At 65.7% G+C, this 14180-nt stretch carries 16 protein-coding genes; 9 read left to right on the forward strand and 7 right to left on the reverse strand.

Translation table 11 applies throughout. The annotated features are described in order from the left end of the window. Window positions 1-624 (reverse strand): YqaJ viral recombinase family protein, encoded by a 624-nt coding sequence (locus ABIB56_RS05360; RefSeq protein ID WP_354568056.1) that lies wholly within the window; start codon window positions 622-624, stop codon window positions 1-3. 100 nt (window positions 625-724) lie between these two features. On the opposite strand from ABIB56_RS05360, the gene ABIB56_RS05365 reads away from it, so the two are divergent. From ABIB56_RS05365 to ABIB56_RS05375, 3 genes are all read left to right on the forward strand, one after another. Beyond that, window positions 725-1081, forward strand: a complete 357-nt coding sequence (locus tag ABIB56_RS05365; protein ID WP_354567980.1) for a hypothetical protein — start codon at window positions 725-727, stop codon at window positions 1079-1081. Between the two features lie 142 nt (window positions 1082-1223). Then, the gene (locus tag ABIB56_RS05370) at window positions 1224-1970 is read left to right on the forward strand and encodes a sugar phosphate isomerase/epimerase family protein (protein WP_354567981.1); all 747 of its coding nucleotides are present in this window, start codon (window positions 1224-1226) and stop codon (window positions 1968-1970) included. After that, window positions 1943-3070 carry a Gfo/Idh/MocA family protein gene (locus ABIB56_RS05375; RefSeq protein WP_354567982.1) on the forward strand — a complete coding sequence of 376 codons (1128 nt, stop codon included), beginning with the start codon at window positions 1943-1945 and terminating at the stop codon, window positions 3068-3070. Before ABIB56_RS05370 ends, ABIB56_RS05375 begins: the two co-directional genes overlap by 28 nt. A gap of 40 nt (window positions 3071-3110) precedes the next feature. On the opposite strand, the gene ABIB56_RS05380 is transcribed toward ABIB56_RS05375, so the two are convergent. Beyond that, window positions 3111-4295 carry an ROK family transcriptional regulator gene (locus ABIB56_RS05380; protein ID WP_354567983.1) on the reverse strand — a complete coding sequence of 395 codons (1185 nt, stop codon included), beginning with the start codon at window positions 4293-4295 and terminating at the stop codon, window positions 3111-3113. A gap of 91 nt (window positions 4296-4386) precedes the next feature. Here ABIB56_RS05380 and ABIB56_RS05385 point away from each other — a divergent pair, with 91 nt between their 5' ends. The 4 genes from ABIB56_RS05385 (at window position 4387) to ABIB56_RS05400 (ending at window position 7439) form a co-directional block, all read left to right on the forward strand. Next, window positions 4387-5499 carry a Gfo/Idh/MocA family protein gene (locus tag ABIB56_RS05385; RefSeq protein WP_354567984.1) on the forward strand — a complete coding sequence of 371 codons (1113 nt, stop codon included), beginning with the start codon at window positions 4387-4389 and terminating at the stop codon, window positions 5497-5499. After that, complete coding sequence (locus ABIB56_RS05390; protein ID WP_354567986.1) at window positions 5492-6508, forward strand: sugar phosphate isomerase/epimerase family protein; 1017 nt, start codon at window positions 5492-5494, stop codon at window positions 6506-6508. The genes ABIB56_RS05385 and ABIB56_RS05390 overlap by 8 nt, the downstream gene beginning before the upstream one ends. 107 nt (window positions 6509-6615) lie before the next feature. Next, window positions 6616-6963: an ArsR/SmtB family transcription factor gene (locus tag ABIB56_RS05395; protein ID WP_354567987.1), complete on the forward strand. Its 348-nt coding sequence runs from the start codon at window positions 6616-6618 to the stop codon at window positions 6961-6963. Then, entirely contained in the window at window positions 6960-7439 is a 480-nt protein-coding gene (locus ABIB56_RS05400; RefSeq protein ID WP_354567989.1) for an SRPBCC family protein, read from the forward strand. Before ABIB56_RS05395 ends, ABIB56_RS05400 begins: the two co-directional genes overlap by 4 nt. Before the next feature lie 82 nt (window positions 7440-7521). On the opposite strand, the gene ABIB56_RS05405 is transcribed toward ABIB56_RS05400, so the two are convergent. From ABIB56_RS05405 to ABIB56_RS05425, 5 genes are read right to left on the reverse strand one after another with little or no spacing between them, the layout of a single operon-like run. Then, a complete protein-coding gene (locus ABIB56_RS05405) occupies window positions 7522-8259 on the reverse strand; it encodes a VOC family protein (RefSeq protein WP_354567991.1) in 738 nt (245 codons plus the stop codon). Window positions 8260-8306: 47 nt separating this feature from the next. Next, window positions 8307-8834 (reverse strand): DUF5666 domain-containing protein, encoded by a 528-nt coding sequence (locus ABIB56_RS05410; protein WP_354567992.1) that lies wholly within the window; start codon window positions 8832-8834, stop codon window positions 8307-8309. A 20-nt stretch (window positions 8835-8854) separates the two neighbouring features. Then, entirely contained in the window at window positions 8855-10093 is a 1239-nt protein-coding gene (locus tag ABIB56_RS05415) for an ABC transporter permease (RefSeq protein ID WP_354567994.1), read from the reverse strand. Then, a complete protein-coding gene (locus ABIB56_RS05420) occupies window positions 10090-10833 on the reverse strand; it encodes an ABC transporter ATP-binding protein (protein ID WP_354567996.1) in 744 nt (247 codons plus the stop codon). The genes ABIB56_RS05415 and ABIB56_RS05420 overlap by 4 nt, the downstream gene beginning before the upstream one ends. After that, entirely contained in the window at window positions 10830-11762 is a 933-nt protein-coding gene (locus tag ABIB56_RS05425) for an efflux RND transporter periplasmic adaptor subunit (RefSeq protein WP_354567997.1), read from the reverse strand. The genes ABIB56_RS05420 and ABIB56_RS05425 overlap by 4 nt, the downstream gene beginning before the upstream one ends. Before the next feature lie 143 nt (window positions 11763-11905). Between ABIB56_RS05425 and ABIB56_RS05430 the strand changes: the two genes are divergently transcribed. Together ABIB56_RS05430 and ABIB56_RS05435 are read left to right on the forward strand one after the other, a co-directional pair. Next, window positions 11906-12664: a response regulator transcription factor gene (locus tag ABIB56_RS05430; RefSeq protein ID WP_354567998.1), complete on the forward strand. Its 759-nt coding sequence runs from the start codon at window positions 11906-11908 to the stop codon at window positions 12662-12664. Next, window positions 12661-14127, forward strand: coding sequence for a sensor histidine kinase (locus tag ABIB56_RS05435; RefSeq protein WP_354567999.1), 1467 nt, complete (start codon window positions 12661-12663; stop codon window positions 14125-14127). Before ABIB56_RS05430 ends, ABIB56_RS05435 begins: the two co-directional genes overlap by 4 nt. Window positions 14128-14180 lie beyond the last annotated feature (53 nt).

Below are 14180 nucleotides of genomic sequence, written 5' to 3' on the forward strand. Positions count from 1 at the left end.
CTAGCGGACGCGCTCGCGACTCACGACCTCGAGCACCCGGTTGGCGAGCTGCACCAGCAGATAGATCTCGTTCTCGTCGCGATCGATCCACCGGCATTCCGGTTCGGCATTCACCGGAACGAAGTCGTCGTGCTGCTCCCACACCAGCAGCGTGCGCTCAGCGCCGAGCACGTACTGCTGCCACCAGACCTGGCGCAGGTAGGAGCGAGGAATGGACCGCCACCGCGACTTGGTGGTCTTGATCTCGGCCAGTTCGAGGTTGCCGGATGCCGCCACTGCGAGACCATCGGGCGTCGCAAGGTGCTCGGCCATCCCCGCCGCGTGAAAGAGTGCGTCACTCGACTCGATGCCGTACCTGGCTTTCACCCATCGGGCGATCTCCGGTTCCCTGGCGCGACCGTGGTCGGTATAGGCGTTGCCGCCGAAGCCGTTGCCGTAAACCTTGTCGAGTGCGACCGCCTGAACCGATGCCGCGCCTGACAGCCGCGCGACGTCGGTGGCCGTGATCCCACGGCTGCGTGCCCGAAGCCAGGCGACCCGGTCGGCGGAGTGCGCCACGATACGGTCCCGGTGATCGGGGATTGGCTCATCCCAGAGGGAGAGCATCGGTTGTACGTGCACCATGCCATTCTCTCCCGCACCACCGCGCTTGGTGGGCACACGCGCGGGGAAGCGTGACCGCAGGTAACCTGTCGAGGGTACAAGACGAGATGTAAGGAACTCCATGGGGTCGGATGCCGCTGGCCCGGAGTATCGCGACACGGTGACGGCTGTGCTCCGCCGTTGTGCGGAGATCGAGACTGTGCGCACCTACCGGCAGCCGCCGGTCGGTCACTCCGACGACCGCGCCATCGAGGGCCTGCTCCGGGTGCTCGACCGCGTCTGCGCCATCCATGTTTTCTCCTGGTGGCCGGGGCGTAAGCGTCGGGAGTTGGCCTATCGCTCATCATTCTGGGAACGGGTCGTCGACATCACCAGCGTGAACAAGCCGGGCCTTGATGCCTTCCTCGAGTTCGTGAGGGATGACGACCCCGTCGCTTTCGCACGGGACGCTGACAGCCTCCGTCAGTTCGCGCGATGATGGCGCCGACCCGTCGATATATATCGACAATGTGGCGACTTATTCTTGCAGACCGACAGAAGTCTCTCTAAAGTGGAACACGGTCGATTGCGCCGTTTTCCGGCGCGAGACCCAATCCAAAAAACCTCTACGAGGAGTTCCTGTGTCTGAATCGCGCCTATCGGTGCAGCTTTATACGGTGCGCGATGCTATCGCCGCAAACCTGACCGAGGCGGTGACGCGTCTCTCCACCATCGGTTTCACCCAGGTGGAGCCCTACGGCTTCATTGAGCGAGCCGACGAGTATCGTGCCGTCTTCGATGCGACCGGCCTCACCGCACCGAGCGCCCATGCCAAGCTCGTCGGCGAGGACCTCGCACCCATTTTCGCCGCGGCCACGAAGCTCGGCGTCACGACGGTCATCGACCCCCACATCGCCGAAGAGCGCTGGACCAGCCGTGAACTGATCGCCGGCGTCGCCGCAGATCTCAATGGCTTCGCCAAGGTGGCGGCAGACCATGGACTCGCCGTTGGATACCACAACCACGCTTTCGAGCTGGAGAACGTGATCGACGGTGTTTCGGGCCTCGAAATTCTCGCCGAGCACCTCGACCCCGCTGTTCGGCTCGAGGTCGACACCTACTGGGTCGCCGTTGGCGGCCAGGACCCCGTGGCTCTGCTCGGTCGTCTCGGTGACCGCGTGGGCTTCCTTCACGTGAAGGACGGCCCGATCACCACAGACGACAAGGCTCAGGTGGCCGTTGGCGCCGGTGCTGTCCCCGTCGCGAATGTCATCGCCGCCGCTCCGAGTGATGCGCTCTTGGTCGTCGAGCTCGACGACTTCGATGGCGACGTCTTCACGGCTGTCACCGACAGCTATGCATGGCTCACCGCGAAGGGTCTCAAGTGAGCGGCAGCGGGCCGGTCGGCGTCGGCATCATCGGCGCCGGTGTCATCAGCGATCAGTATCTGAGCAACATTGTCACCTTCCCCGACCTGAAGGCGCTGTTCGTCGCGGACATCGATCTCGACCGCGCGGCGGCACAGGCGGCGAAGTACGGCATTGCCGCTTCCGGGACCGTCGATGAGTTGCTCGCCAACCCCGACATCGAGATCGTGGTCAACCTCACGATTCCTGCGGTGCATGTCGAGGTAGCCACTCGCGCCGTCGAGGCCGGAAAGAGTGTCTGGACCGAGAAGCCGTTCTCTCTGGACCGCGAGTCGGGCCTCGGGCTCCTCGCTAAAGCCAAAGCAGCCGGCGTTCGCGTCGCCTGCGCTCCCGACACAGTCCTCGGCGGAGGCCTGCAGTCCGCCCGTCGTCTCATCGAGTCCGGCACCATCGGCACGGCGCTCACCGGCCTCACCCTGTTTCAGAGCCCCGGGCCTGAGTCGTGGCATCCGAGCCCCGAGTTCCTCTTCGCCGTCGGCGGCGGCCCGCTGTTCGACATCGGCCCGTACTACCTCACGACCCTCGTGCAGATCTTCGGACCGATCGCGAAGGTGACGGCGACGTCGTCCACCGCGACTCCGACGCGCGTCATCGGCTCCGGACCGAAGGCGGGGAACGTCTTCCCGGTCGAGGTGCCAACCCACTACAGCGTGCTCATCCAGTTCGAGAGCGGCCAGTCGGCGCAGAGCGTGTTCAGTTTCGAGTCGAAGCTCCAGCGCGCCGGGTTCGTGGAGATCGCCGGAACGGATGGCACCGCGGTGCTGCCCGATCCGAACATCTTTGACGGCGATACCGTGGTCTGGCGAGGCCCTGACGACTCCGAGACCTTCGAACCTGAGGGTGCGATGCTCGGTCGTGGAACCGGTGTGGCCGAGCTCGCGCAGGCGATCCGTGCCGACCGCCCGGAGCGTGCCTCCGGTGAGCTGGCCTATCACGTGCTCGACGCCATGGTCTCGATCGCCGAATCGGCGGAGCGTGATGAGTCGATCGACGTGGTGAGCAGCGTCGTGCTCCCTCCGGTCATGCCGGCGGAGTGGGACCCGCGGGTGGCGACTCTCTAAGCAGGCCGCTTCGGCGACCCTGCTGTGCCAACGGCCCTGATCAGGTCGTCATCGCCGCGATCGACTCCGGCGACAGTGCGTGATGGATGGCGAGCATGCTCGCACCGATCACCGCTGCGTCGGAGCCGGCCGCGGACTGCACGATGGTGAGGTGCTGTGTCGCGAGCGGCATCGACCGGGCGTAGACGAGTTCGCGCACGCCGGCGATCAGGTGTTCTCCGGCCTGGGCCATCGATCCGCCGATCGCGATGACCGAGGGATTCACCAAACTCACACAGGCGGTCAGCACCTCGCCGAGATCGCGCCCGGCCTGGCGTACCGCCTGGATGGCCTGGATGTCGCCATGCTTCACCAGGTCGATGACGTCCTGGCCTGACCGGGTGTCGAGCCCGTCGGCCCTGAGCGCTGCGGCGATGGCGGGACCGGAGGCCATGGCTTCGAGGCATCCGCGGTTTCCGCAGTGGCATGGCACGCCAGCGCCCCGCGGGATCTGCACGTGGCCGATGTCGCCGGCGATACCCTCGGCACCACGCTGCAGCAGGCCGCCCGAGATCACGCCGGCGCCGATGCCGGTCGCGACCTTCACGAAGAGCAGGTGTTCGGTATCGGGCCAGGCCGCGGCGCGTTCGCCGAGCGCTGAGATGTTGACGTCGTTGTCGACAAGCACGGGCACCTGAAGATGCTGTTGTACCCAACCCGGAACGTCGAAGCCGTCCCATCCCGGCATGATCGGTGGATGCACCGGCCGGCCGGTGCTGTGCTGCACCGGACCCGGCAGTCCGATGCCGATGGCGATGAGTTCTCCGTGCTGTCTGTCCAGTTCGGCCAGCAGCTCACGGGCTTTCTCCACCATCCAGCCGAGCACGACCTCCGGCCCCTGGCCGATGTCGATGGCGCCACGGTGCTTGGCGAGTACGACGCCGGTGAGATCGGTGACGGCGAGCATGCCGTGGGAGGCGCCAAGGTCGGCGGCGAGTACCACTCGTGCGCCGGGGTTGAGAGCGAACCGCGAGGAGGGGCGCCCACCGGTCGAGACGGCGTCGCCGACGGGGGCGATGAGGCCGAGATGCATGAGGGCATCGACGCGCAGGGCGATCGTCGAACGGGCGAGGCCGGTGGTCTCGGCGAGTTCGGCACGGGTGCGCGGTTTGCCATCGCGCAGCAGTTGGAAGAGCTCGCCGGCCCCGCTGGCACCGAGCGCCGAATTACGACTTACATCGACCATGGGCACAGTCAATCACAGGGAACGTCGAGCGATGGTGCACTTATGCCTGAGAGGTGGCATAAGTTGACTGATTCGTGTCAGAATCGACTGCATGAGCAATGAGGCCGCCGGAGGGGGTGTCCGCGCCGGTTTTATCGGTGGCGGATTCATGACAGAGGTGCACAGTCGCGCTGTGCGAGCCGCGAGGGGAGTGCCCTACGGGGTCGCGTCTTCCAACCCGGCGAGTTCGGCCGATGCCGCCGCTCGCCTCGGCATCGCCAGGTCTTACGCCTCTCCTGACGAGCTGATAGCGGACCCCGACATCGACGTGGTGCACATCTGCACTCCCAACACCACCCACGCCGGTTACGCATTCGCGGCCATCGCGGCTGGCAAGCACGTCGTCTGCGAGAAGCCGCTCGCGACATCCGCTGCCGATGCTGACCGACTCGTCGCTGCCGTTGCCGTTGCAGGGATCACCGCGACGGTGCCATTCGTCTACCGCTTCCATCCGATGGTGCGCGAGGCGCGGGCGAAAGTCGCGGCCGGCGAGCTTGGCACACTGCTCACCATCGACGGCTCGTACCTGCAGGACTGGCTGCTGCTTTCCGAGGATGACAACTGGCGGGTCGACTCCGTGCTCGGCGGACCGTCGAGGGCGTTCGCCGATATCGGCTCGCACCTCTGCGACCTGGTCGAGTTCGTCACCGGTGATCGCATCACACGTCTCACCTCGACCACTCGTACTTTCTTCTCATCCCGGGCGACCAGCACGGACATCACCACCGAGGATGCCGTGGCCATCGTCGTCGAGACCCGCGGCGGTGCGATCGGCACGCTTCTGGTCTCGCAGGTCGCTCCTGGACGCAAGAACCGCCTGGCGATCGAGATCGCCGGCACCGCAGAGTCCATCGCCTTCGACCAGGAGCAGCCGGAGAGCCTGTGGCTCGGGCGGCGTGAAGGGTCGCAACTGATCATGCGCGATGGTGCGTGCCTCAGCCCTGATGCTGCCCGGCTGTCTGTGCTGCCGCCCGGACATCCGCTCGGCTACCAGGACGCGTTCACCGCCTTCGTGCAGGACAGCTATGCGGCCGTCGCGGGGGAGACCCCGGATGGCCTCCCGAGATTCGAGGACGGCGCACGAGCTGCCCGACTCACCGAGGCAGTACTGGAGTCGGCGGCCGAGGGTCGCTGGGTCGAATTAGAGGAGAACACGAATGACTGAATCCACCCACCCCGTCACCCTGTTCACCGGACAGTGGGCCGACCTGACGCTGGAGGAGGTCGCGAAGCACGCCAGCGAGTGGGGCTACGACGGCCTCGAGATCGCCTGCTCGGGCGAACACCTCGACGTCTGGCGTGCCGCCGAGGACGACGCCTATTTGCAGGGTCGCCTCGACATCCTCGATCGCTACGGACTGAAGGTCTACGCGATCTCGAATCACCTCAAGGGTCAGGCGGTCTGCGACGACCCGATCGACTTCCGTCACCAGGCCATCGTCGGTTCCAAAGTCTGGGGTGACGGCGACGCGGAGGGGGTGCGCCAGCGCGCAGCCGAGGAGCTGAAGCTCACGGCTAAAGTCGCCCGCAGGCTCGGCGTTGACACCGTGGTCGGCTTCACCGGATCGAAGATCTGGCCCTACGTTGCCCAGTTCCCGCCGGTGCCCGCCGCGGTCATCGACGCGGGCTACCAGGACTTCGCCAACCGCTGGAACCCGATCCTCGACGTCTTTGACGGCGAGGGCGTGCGGTTCGCCCACGAGGTGCACCCGAGTGAGATCGCCTACGACTACTGGAGTACCGTCAGGTCGCTCGAGGCTATCGACCACCGCGAGGCCTTCGGCCTCAATTGGGACCCCAGCCACATGATGTGGCAGAACATCGACCCTGTCGGTTTCATCGTCGACTTCGCCGACCGCATCTACCACGTCGACTGCAAGGACACCCGGATGCGTCCGCAGAACGGTCGCGCCGGCGTGCTCGGTTCGCATCTCCCCTGGGGTGACCCGAAACGCGGCTGGGACTTCGTCTCCACCGGTCACGGCGATGTGCCGTGGGAGGACTCGTTCCGGGCGCTCGAGTCGATCGGCTACACCGGTCCGATCTCGGTCGAGTGGGAGGACGCCGGCATGGATCGCCTGCACGGCGCAGCCGAGGCTGTGGGGTTCGTGCGCTCGCTGCTCTGGAAGCTACCGACGGTATCCTTCGACGCGGCATTCAGTAACCAGGACTGATCCAGCCCTTTCTCCGGAAGGCCTTGACGGGGTTGTCATTCGTCATCTATTCTTATTCAATCGATTAGTTGATCAACTAATTGGTTGTCAATAAATCAGGAGCAGGGATGACCATCGAATCGGGCGAGGACGATCAGCTCGATCGCGCATTCACCGCGCTCGGCGATGGCGTACGGCGGCAGATCGTCGCACGCCTCAGTCGGGGTCCGGCGACCGTCAACGAGCTCGCGGAACCATTCGCGATCAGTATTCAGGCGGTCTCGAAACACATCCAGGTACTCGAGCAGGCGGGACTCGTCACGCGCACACGCGACGCCCAGCGCCGGCCGGTGCACCTGAATGCCGCGCGACTCGAAGCACTCACCGCGTGGATCGACCGCTACCGGTTGATCCACGAACAGCAGTTTCGACGGCTGGACTCCCTGCTCGCCACACTGAAGGAGAAAGAGAAATGACTACCAACTCCGTAACAATCACCGCGCCGGAAGGCGTTCCCTTCATCGACATCGTGCGCGAGTTCGATGCTCCGATCTCGACCGTGTATCGCGCCTACTCCGAGTCTGATCTCGTGAAGCAGTGGCTCGGACCCCTGGGGTACGAGATGCAGATCGAGCGCTACGACGTTCGCACCGGCGGTGGATATCGTTACGTCCACATCAGCGATACGGGTGAGAAATACACGTTCAACGGAGTCTTCCACGTCGCGCGGGAGAACGATCTCATCATTCAGACCTTCGAATTCGAAGGCTTTCCCGACACCGTGAGCATCGAGTCGGCGCGCTTCGAAGACCTGGGCGACAATCGCTGCAGGGTCGTCGTGCACAGCGCCTATCCCAGCCTGGAGGCACGGGACGGCATGATCGCCAGCGACATGGAGAAGGGCGTGACGGAGGGTTATCAGCGTCTGGACGAGCTACTCACCACGCTGTGACCCGCGGTCGACGCTCCGGCTATCGCGTTCATCCGCGTGCCAAATGAAGGAGATACCCTCCGCCGGGGCGCCGTGTTACGCGTCAGCCCGGTGCGAGCACGCAGAACTCGTTGCCTTCGATGTCGGTGAGTACCATCCATGGCACATCGCCCTGGCCGATGTCGGCGTCGGTAGCGCCGAGCGCTCGTAACCGGGCACCCTCAGCCGCCTGGTCGTCGCCAGGGTACGGCCTCACGTCGAGATGGACGCGTGTGCGCACGGCTTCCACATCGGGCGCGCGAAGGAACTCCAGATACGGCCCGACGCCCGTGGCCGAGCGCAGTCTTGCGTGATCATCGGTCACCTCGTGGAGGGTCCAATCCATCGCCTGGTTCCAGAACCGGGCCATGGCTCGCGGATCTGCGCAGTCGACCACCACCGCGGCGATCGGCCCGGTGTCCTGGTAGATCGCTCGAGGCTCCAGCACGCAGAACATGTTGCCCTCCGGATCGGCCATGACCGTCCATGGCACGTCGCCCTTGGCCGCTTCGGCGGATGTCGCACCGAGCTCCCCCAGGCGCGCCACCAGTTCCGCCTGATGAGCGGCAGAGGTGGTGGCGAGCTCGATGTGCGCGCGATATTCCACTGTTTCGGGGTCCGGGACTGAGACGACATCGATGCAGACGGCAACAGGGTTCGGCATGACGAATCCCCGGGGCTCGACGTTGGTCACACCGGGGCCCTCGCTGGAAACGCCCCAGTCGAGAGCCTCCGCCCAAAACCGGCCGAGTGCTGAGTCATCGCGAGCCTTGAAGTTCACCTGAACGAGTCGCAGCGCCATGGCGCCCGATCCTAATCCTGGGTAACGCCCGAGAGGGGAGAAACGCTCTAGTTGCCTGTGGGTGTTCCCGTCGGCGGGGTTCTGCCTCCACCGCCGAAGCCGCCGACTGTCGCACCCTCGGAGACGGATGTCGCCGCGACATCCCCGTTCGCATCAGCCTTACCCACGACAGCGACCCTGTCACCCTTCGCCAGGTCGTCGACGGTGCTTTTCTCGGTCTTCGAGACTGCGGTGTCTGAGCCGGTCGTGACTTTCAGGGTGGAACCGTCGGTGAGCTTGAGCGTGATGGAGTCGCCTTCGATCGACTCGATGGTGCCGGAGGTGAAGTTTGCCCTGGCGGCCTGGGCGGTTCCGCCGCCTGCAGCTCCGCCACGGAATCCGGCCGGACCGCCCGCCTGGTTGGCGCTTGCGGTGTTGTGCCCGATGAGGATGCCGCCAAAAAGGCCGATGGCCAATGCGGCGACCACGCCGAGCAGAGGAGTGATCCACCGTTTGCGGCCGGCCTTCTTGATCGGGGTTGTCGGAGCCCCCGCGGGCTCGCTCGAATCGACGGGAGTGGGGTTCTGGTCGGTCATGATGTCTCTCTCCTGGATGGTCAGATGGCTCGAAGAGCCTGGATGGGACGCATGGCTGCCGCGCGAGCCGCCGGATACACGCCGAAGAACACGCCGATCGCCACGGAGACGCCGAGGGCGAGCGGTATGGAGTAGCCGATGATCACCGGCTGGGTGCCGTTGATCTCGTACCGTGCACCGACCAGCGCCACGACGATGCCGAGCACACCGCCGATGAGAGTGAGGGTGGCAGCCTCGGCGAGGAAATGGCCGAGGATCGCGCCCCGAGTCGCGCCGAGAGCCTTCCGGATGCCGATCTCACGGGTGCGTTCGGTGACGGTCACGAGCATGACGTTGGTCACCCCGATACCACCGACCAGCAGGCTGATCGCGGCGACGGCTCCCAGCAGCACAGTGAAACTCGTGGCGCTCGCCGCGGCCGTCTCCAGCAGGGAACTCTGGTTGGTGATCGTGTAGGGCAGGTTCGTGGTGTCGGTGACTCCGAGCAACTGGTTGAGCATCACGCCGACCTCCCCCTCCGCAGCGGAGACCGAGTCGGAATCCGTCGCCTCGACGGTCAGTGTGCTCACCGCGCCGTAGCCGGTGTAGGACTTCTGCACGCGCGTGAGAGGGGCGATCACCACCGTGTTCGGGTCGTTGAATCCGGCGCTGCTCTGGGTGGCGAGGATGCCGACCACGGTGAATGGCGTTCCATCGACAGAGACCTGCTGACCGAGCGCCGACCCGGTGGGGTAGAGGGTCGTCGCCAGTTCGGAACCGATCACCGCCACCTTGGCCGAGGTGGTGACATCCGCTGCGGTGAAGGCGCTGCCCGAGGCCACCTTCGCCGTCGAGACGTCGAAGTAGCCCGCTGTGCTCCCGATCACCGAGATGTTCTCGGAGGATGTGGTGGATGACGAGATCGTGAGGCTCGTCGTCACCTGGGGTACGACCTCCTTCACGTGGCCGAGCCCGGCGCTCGCCAGCTGGTCGCTCAGCGTCGTGGTGATCGTCTTGACGCTTGTCGCTGTCGCGGTGCTGTCGGCCGCCTGGGTGCCGCCACCGGCGCCGCTGCCGCCGCCGCTCGGTCGCACTGTGATGGTGTTGGTTCCGAGAGTGCTGATCGCGTTCTGCACGGTCTGGGCTGATCCGTTGCCGACCGCCAACAGCAGGATGACGGATGCGACGCCGATCATCACGCCGAGCAGGGTCAGGATCGACCGCAGTTTGTTGGCCGTGAGGCCCCGCATCGCTGAGCGCAGGATCTCGAAGACGCTCATCGCGCGGCCGCCTCGTTGAGTCGGTCGGTCACGATAAGGCCGTCGCGGATGGTGAGCACACGACGCGCGCGCTCCGCGACGTTCTCCTCATGCGTGATGATGACGATGGTGCGACCCTGGGCTGCGAGATGATCGAAGATCGACAGGATCTCCTCGGTCGACGCGCTGTCGAGGTTTCCTGTCGGTTCGTCGGCGAGCAGCAGGGTCGGCGAGGTCACGAGCGCCCTGGCGATCGCCACTCTTTGCTGCTGGCCGCCGGAGAGTTGTTGGGGTTGGTGGTCGGCGCGGTCCCCGAGTCCCACCATGTCTAGCGCCTCCATGGCACGTCGGTGTCGTTCGATTCGCCCCACCCCGCCATAGCTCAGAGGAAGCTCGACGTTGGCAAGGGCCGACATCCGTGGCACCAGGTTGAAGCTCTGAAACACAAAGCCGATCTCCCGGTTGCGCACCCTCGCGAGCTCTTTCTCGGTGAGCTCGCTCACACTGTGGCCGGCCAGCTCGTAGACGCCCTCCGAGGCGATGTCGAGGCATCCGAGCAGATTCATGAGCGTCGACTTGCCGGAGCCCGAGGGACCCATGATCGCGAGGTAGTCGCCGGATGCCACGGAGAGATCGATCCCTCGAAGTGCGAATACCGCCGCCTCCCCGTCGCCGTAGACCTGGTGGATGCCGTCGAGCCGCAGCACGGGTGGTGCATCGTCGGCCAGCGGAACGGCCGCGGTCGCCGTCTCGATGCTCATCGGTTGCCGCCGGCCGGGGTGCCGAGGGTGGGAGCGGTTCCACGGTTCGTGAAGCTGCTACCTCCTCCACCGAACCCGCCTCTGGTGCCGGTACCGGTTCCGGTACCCGTTCCGGTTCCGGTACCCGTCGTCGCGGCGACAGTGCCGATGACGACGGTCTGGCCGAGCTTCAGGCCCGACGTCACCTCGGTTCCTGTGTCGCCGACGACTCCGAGCTTCACCGTCTTCGTCGAGGTCGTGCCGGAGGCCGAGACCACCTTCACCGTCGAGGTGCCGTCGGCCGCAGTCGTGATGGCCGCCGTTGGAACGTAGAGGGAATCAGCCGCGGAGCTGGCGCTGGTGATCGTGACGTCGGCTGTCTGCCCGAGGCGCAGGCCCTTCGGGATCGCGTCGAGCGTGATGGTCGTCGCATAGGTCACGACGGAGTTGCTGGCCGTGGCGACCGGGGAGATTGCGGTGACCTTGGCCGTCGCCGTCGTGCCGGCAAGTGCCGGGAAGGTGACGGATGCCACCTGACCGACCGTCACCGAGGCGATGTCCGCCTCCGCGATGTTGGCCGTCATCGTCATGGCCGACACGGCGTTGCTCAGCGTCGTGTTTGCCTTGGCGAGCGCCTTCGACAGGTCGGCAGTGTCGAGGGTTCCGAGCACGTCACCCGCCGTCACCGTCGCGCCGAGCGAGGTGTTAACGGTGGCGATCGTTCCGGCCACTGAGAAGTTGGCATCGACGTCGCTGAGGGCCGCGATCGCTCCGCTGGCCGTGATGCTGCTCGAGACCGTGCCCTGCTGCACCGTTGAGGTGAGTTGGCTCGCGGAGGCGCTGTTGTTCGAAGCGAAGGGGTCGGCGATCAGGAAATAGCCGCCGACCACGGCTCCGACGGCCACGACGCCCAGAATGCTGTTGACCATGACCGGTCGGGATATCTTCATGTTTCGAAGGTGCCCATCGAAGCTATGCAAATCGTAAGGACGGGCAATGGGCAGCCCCAGAGTTCTGGCCACTCCGCGAGCGCTCAGGCAAGCCATGGGCGAAACATAGGTTTCTCATAGAAAACTCGCGATAGTTGTTAACTGTGAACGCAGACACCCGCACAAGCTCCCCGGCCTCGACCGCGGGCCCGAAACTCCGCCGTGCCGACGGCTCGCCGGTGCGGGTCGTCGTGGTCGACGACGAGGCGACTCTGAGTGACCTGCTCAGCATGGCGCTTCGCTATGAGGGCTGGGAGGTGCGCACGGCGGCCGAGGGGCGTGCGGCAATCGGCCTCATCCGTGAGTTCCAACCGGATGTCGTCGTGCTCGACGTAATGCTGCCTGATATCGACGGCCTGCAGGTGCTCAAGCGGCTACGCGCGGACGGGCAGGACACCCCCATCCTCTTCCTCACCGCGAAGGACGCACTCGACGACCGGATCGCCGGGCTCACCGCCGGCGGCGACGACTACGTCACCAAGCCGTTCAGCCTCGAGGAGCTCGTGGCGCGTCTTCGCGGTCTCATCCGCCGGTCATCCATCGTGATCGCCGATTCCAGCGATCCGCTGCTGCGCGTCGGAGACCTCGTGCTCGACGAGGAGAGCTATGAGGTGCGCCGCGAGGGCCGCCTCATCGAGCTCACCGCCACCGAGTTCGAACTGCTGCGCTTTCTGATGCGCAACCCGCGACGCGTCATGAGCAAGGCGCAGATTCTCGACCGCGTCTGGAGCTACGACTTCGGCGGCCGCTCCAGCATCGTCGAGATCTACATCTCCTACCTCCGCAAGAAGATCGATGCCGGAGCCGAGGCGATGATCCACACCGTGCGCGGCGTCGGCTACATGATCAAGGCGACCGGATGACACGCAGGGCCCCATGGTCGCTGCGTCGAAGGCTCGTCCTGGCCGTTGTGGGGCTCCTCGCGGCGGTATCAATCGTCATCGGAGCGGTCAGCGTTCTCGCGCTGCAGGGGATTCTCATGCAAGGGCTCGATCGCCAGCTGACCCAGGCGACGGGTAGATCGGAGGGTGGGTTCGGCCAGATTGCGCCGGGCCAGCTGCTGACACGGGAGGAGATTCTCAACCAGCGCGTTCAGCAGATCGTAAGCCGCCAGGGCCCAGGCACAGTCATTGCCATCGTGTCTGCCGACACGGTCGCGACCGCTGCCGTGAAGTCTCAGAACGGCACCCTTCAAGCGCTTTCCGTCGCGCAGTCAGGCCCGCTCCTCGCGGCGTCCACCGGTGTATCGACAACGGTCTCGCTGCCGGACGGACTCGGTGACTACCGGGTCACCGCAACCCAGCTGTCGAGCGGTATTCAGATAGTCACCGGCCTTCCCCTCGGTGATGTGCAAGCCGTACTTCTCCGGCTCGCGGCCGTGATCGCCGGCATCACCATCATCGGCCTGGTCATCGCCGCCTTCGTGGGGATCTACATCGTGCGGGTCGCCCTACGGCCGCTCCAGAGAGTCGTCGCCACCGCCACGAACGTCGCAGAACTCCCGCTCGACCGCGGCGAGGTAGCTCTCGCCGTGCGTGTGCCGGACTCCGACGCCGACCCGAGCACCGAGGTCGGCCAGGTGGGTGCTGCCATCAACCGCATGCTCGGGCACGTGGCATCCGCTCTCACGGCCCGCCAGGCCAGCGAGAATAAGGTGCGCCAGTTCGTGGCGGATGCGAGCCACGAACTGCGCACGCCCCTCGCCTCGATCCGCGGCTATGCAGAACTCACCAGGCGCGGTGACTACGAGTTGCCGGATGACGTCGTCCACTCGATCGGACGCGTCGAGTCGGAAGCCACCCGCATGACCTCGCTGGTGGAAGACCTGCTGTTGCTCGCGCGCCTCGACGAGGGCCGCGATCTCGACAGCGAGCCGCTCGACCTCTTTCCGCTTCTCATCGACACGGTGAGCGACGCCCACGCCGCAGGCCCCGACCAAGAATGGGCGCTCGATCTGCCGGAGGAACCCGTGATCGCCCAGGGCGATGCCCCTCGCCTGCACCAGGTAATCGCCAACCTGCTCGCGAACGCCAGGGTGCACACCCCGGCCGGAACCAGGGTTGTCGTCGGACTGGTGACCGAGGGGGAGAACGCCGTCATCACGGTGTCGGATGACGGCCCCGGCATCCCCGACGACGTCAAGCCGATACTGTTCGAGCGTTTCGCTCGCGGTGACAGCTCCCGCTCCCGGGTGGCAGGCAGCACCGGGCTCGGTCTCGCCATCGTGAGCGCGGTAGTGGAGGGCCACCACGGCGCGGTCTCGGTCGAGAGCGAGCCGGGTTCCACCACCTTCAGAGTCGAACTGCCGCTAGCGGTGTCCCACTGATTAGCGTTCCACTGGCGCGCGCCACTCGTTCGGCGTGCGCTGAGGTGGCAGAC

It is taken from the genome of Glaciihabitans sp. UYNi722 (assembly GCF_040549465.1).
Classification (GTDB): Bacteria; Actinomycetota; Actinomycetes; order Actinomycetales; family Microbacteriaceae; genus Lacisediminihabitans.

Excerpts from the sequence above, each read along its gene's own strand:
- ABIB56_RS05360 (WP_354568056.1), bottom strand. The coding sequence starts at position 624 with ATGGTGCACGTACAACCGATGCTCTCCCTCTGGGATGAGCCAATCCCC.
- ABIB56_RS05365 (WP_354567980.1), top strand. The coding sequence starts at position 725 with ATGGGGTCGGATGCCGCTGGCCCGGAGTATCGCGACACGGTGACGGCT.
- ABIB56_RS05375 (WP_354567982.1), top strand. The coding sequence starts at position 1,943 with ATGGCTCACCGCGAAGGGTCTCAAGTGAGCGGCAGCGGGCCGGTCGGC.
- ABIB56_RS05380 (WP_354567983.1), bottom strand. The coding sequence starts at position 4,295 with ATGGTCGATGTAAGTCGTAATTCGGCGCTCGGTGCCAGCGGGGCCGGC.
- ABIB56_RS05385 (WP_354567984.1), top strand. The coding sequence starts at position 4,387 with ATGAGCAATGAGGCCGCCGGAGGGGGTGTCCGCGCCGGTTTTATCGGT.
- ABIB56_RS05390 (WP_354567986.1), top strand. The coding sequence starts at position 5,492 with ATGACTGAATCCACCCACCCCGTCACCCTGTTCACCGGACAGTGGGCC.
- ABIB56_RS05395 (WP_354567987.1), top strand. The coding sequence starts at position 6,616 with ATGACCATCGAATCGGGCGAGGACGATCAGCTCGATCGCGCATTCACC.
- ABIB56_RS05400 (WP_354567989.1), top strand. The coding sequence starts at position 6,960 with ATGACTACCAACTCCGTAACAATCACCGCGCCGGAAGGCGTTCCCTTC.
- ABIB56_RS05405 (WP_354567991.1), bottom strand. The coding sequence starts at position 8,259 with ATGGCGCTGCGACTCGTTCAGGTGAACTTCAAGGCTCGCGATGACTCA.
- ABIB56_RS05410 (WP_354567992.1), bottom strand. The coding sequence starts at position 8,834 with ATGACCGACCAGAACCCCACTCCCGTCGATTCGAGCGAGCCCGCGGGG.
- ABIB56_RS05415 (WP_354567994.1), bottom strand. The coding sequence starts at position 10,093 with ATGAGCGTCTTCGAGATCCTGCGCTCAGCGATGCGGGGCCTCACGGCC.
- ABIB56_RS05420 (WP_354567996.1), bottom strand. The coding sequence starts at position 10,833 with ATGAGCATCGAGACGGCGACCGCGGCCGTTCCGCTGGCCGACGATGCA.
- ABIB56_RS05425 (WP_354567997.1), bottom strand. The coding sequence starts at position 11,762 with ATGAAGATATCCCGACCGGTCATGGTCAACAGCATTCTGGGCGTCGTG.
- ABIB56_RS05435 (WP_354567999.1), top strand. The coding sequence starts at position 12,661 with ATGACACGCAGGGCCCCATGGTCGCTGCGTCGAAGGCTCGTCCTGGCC.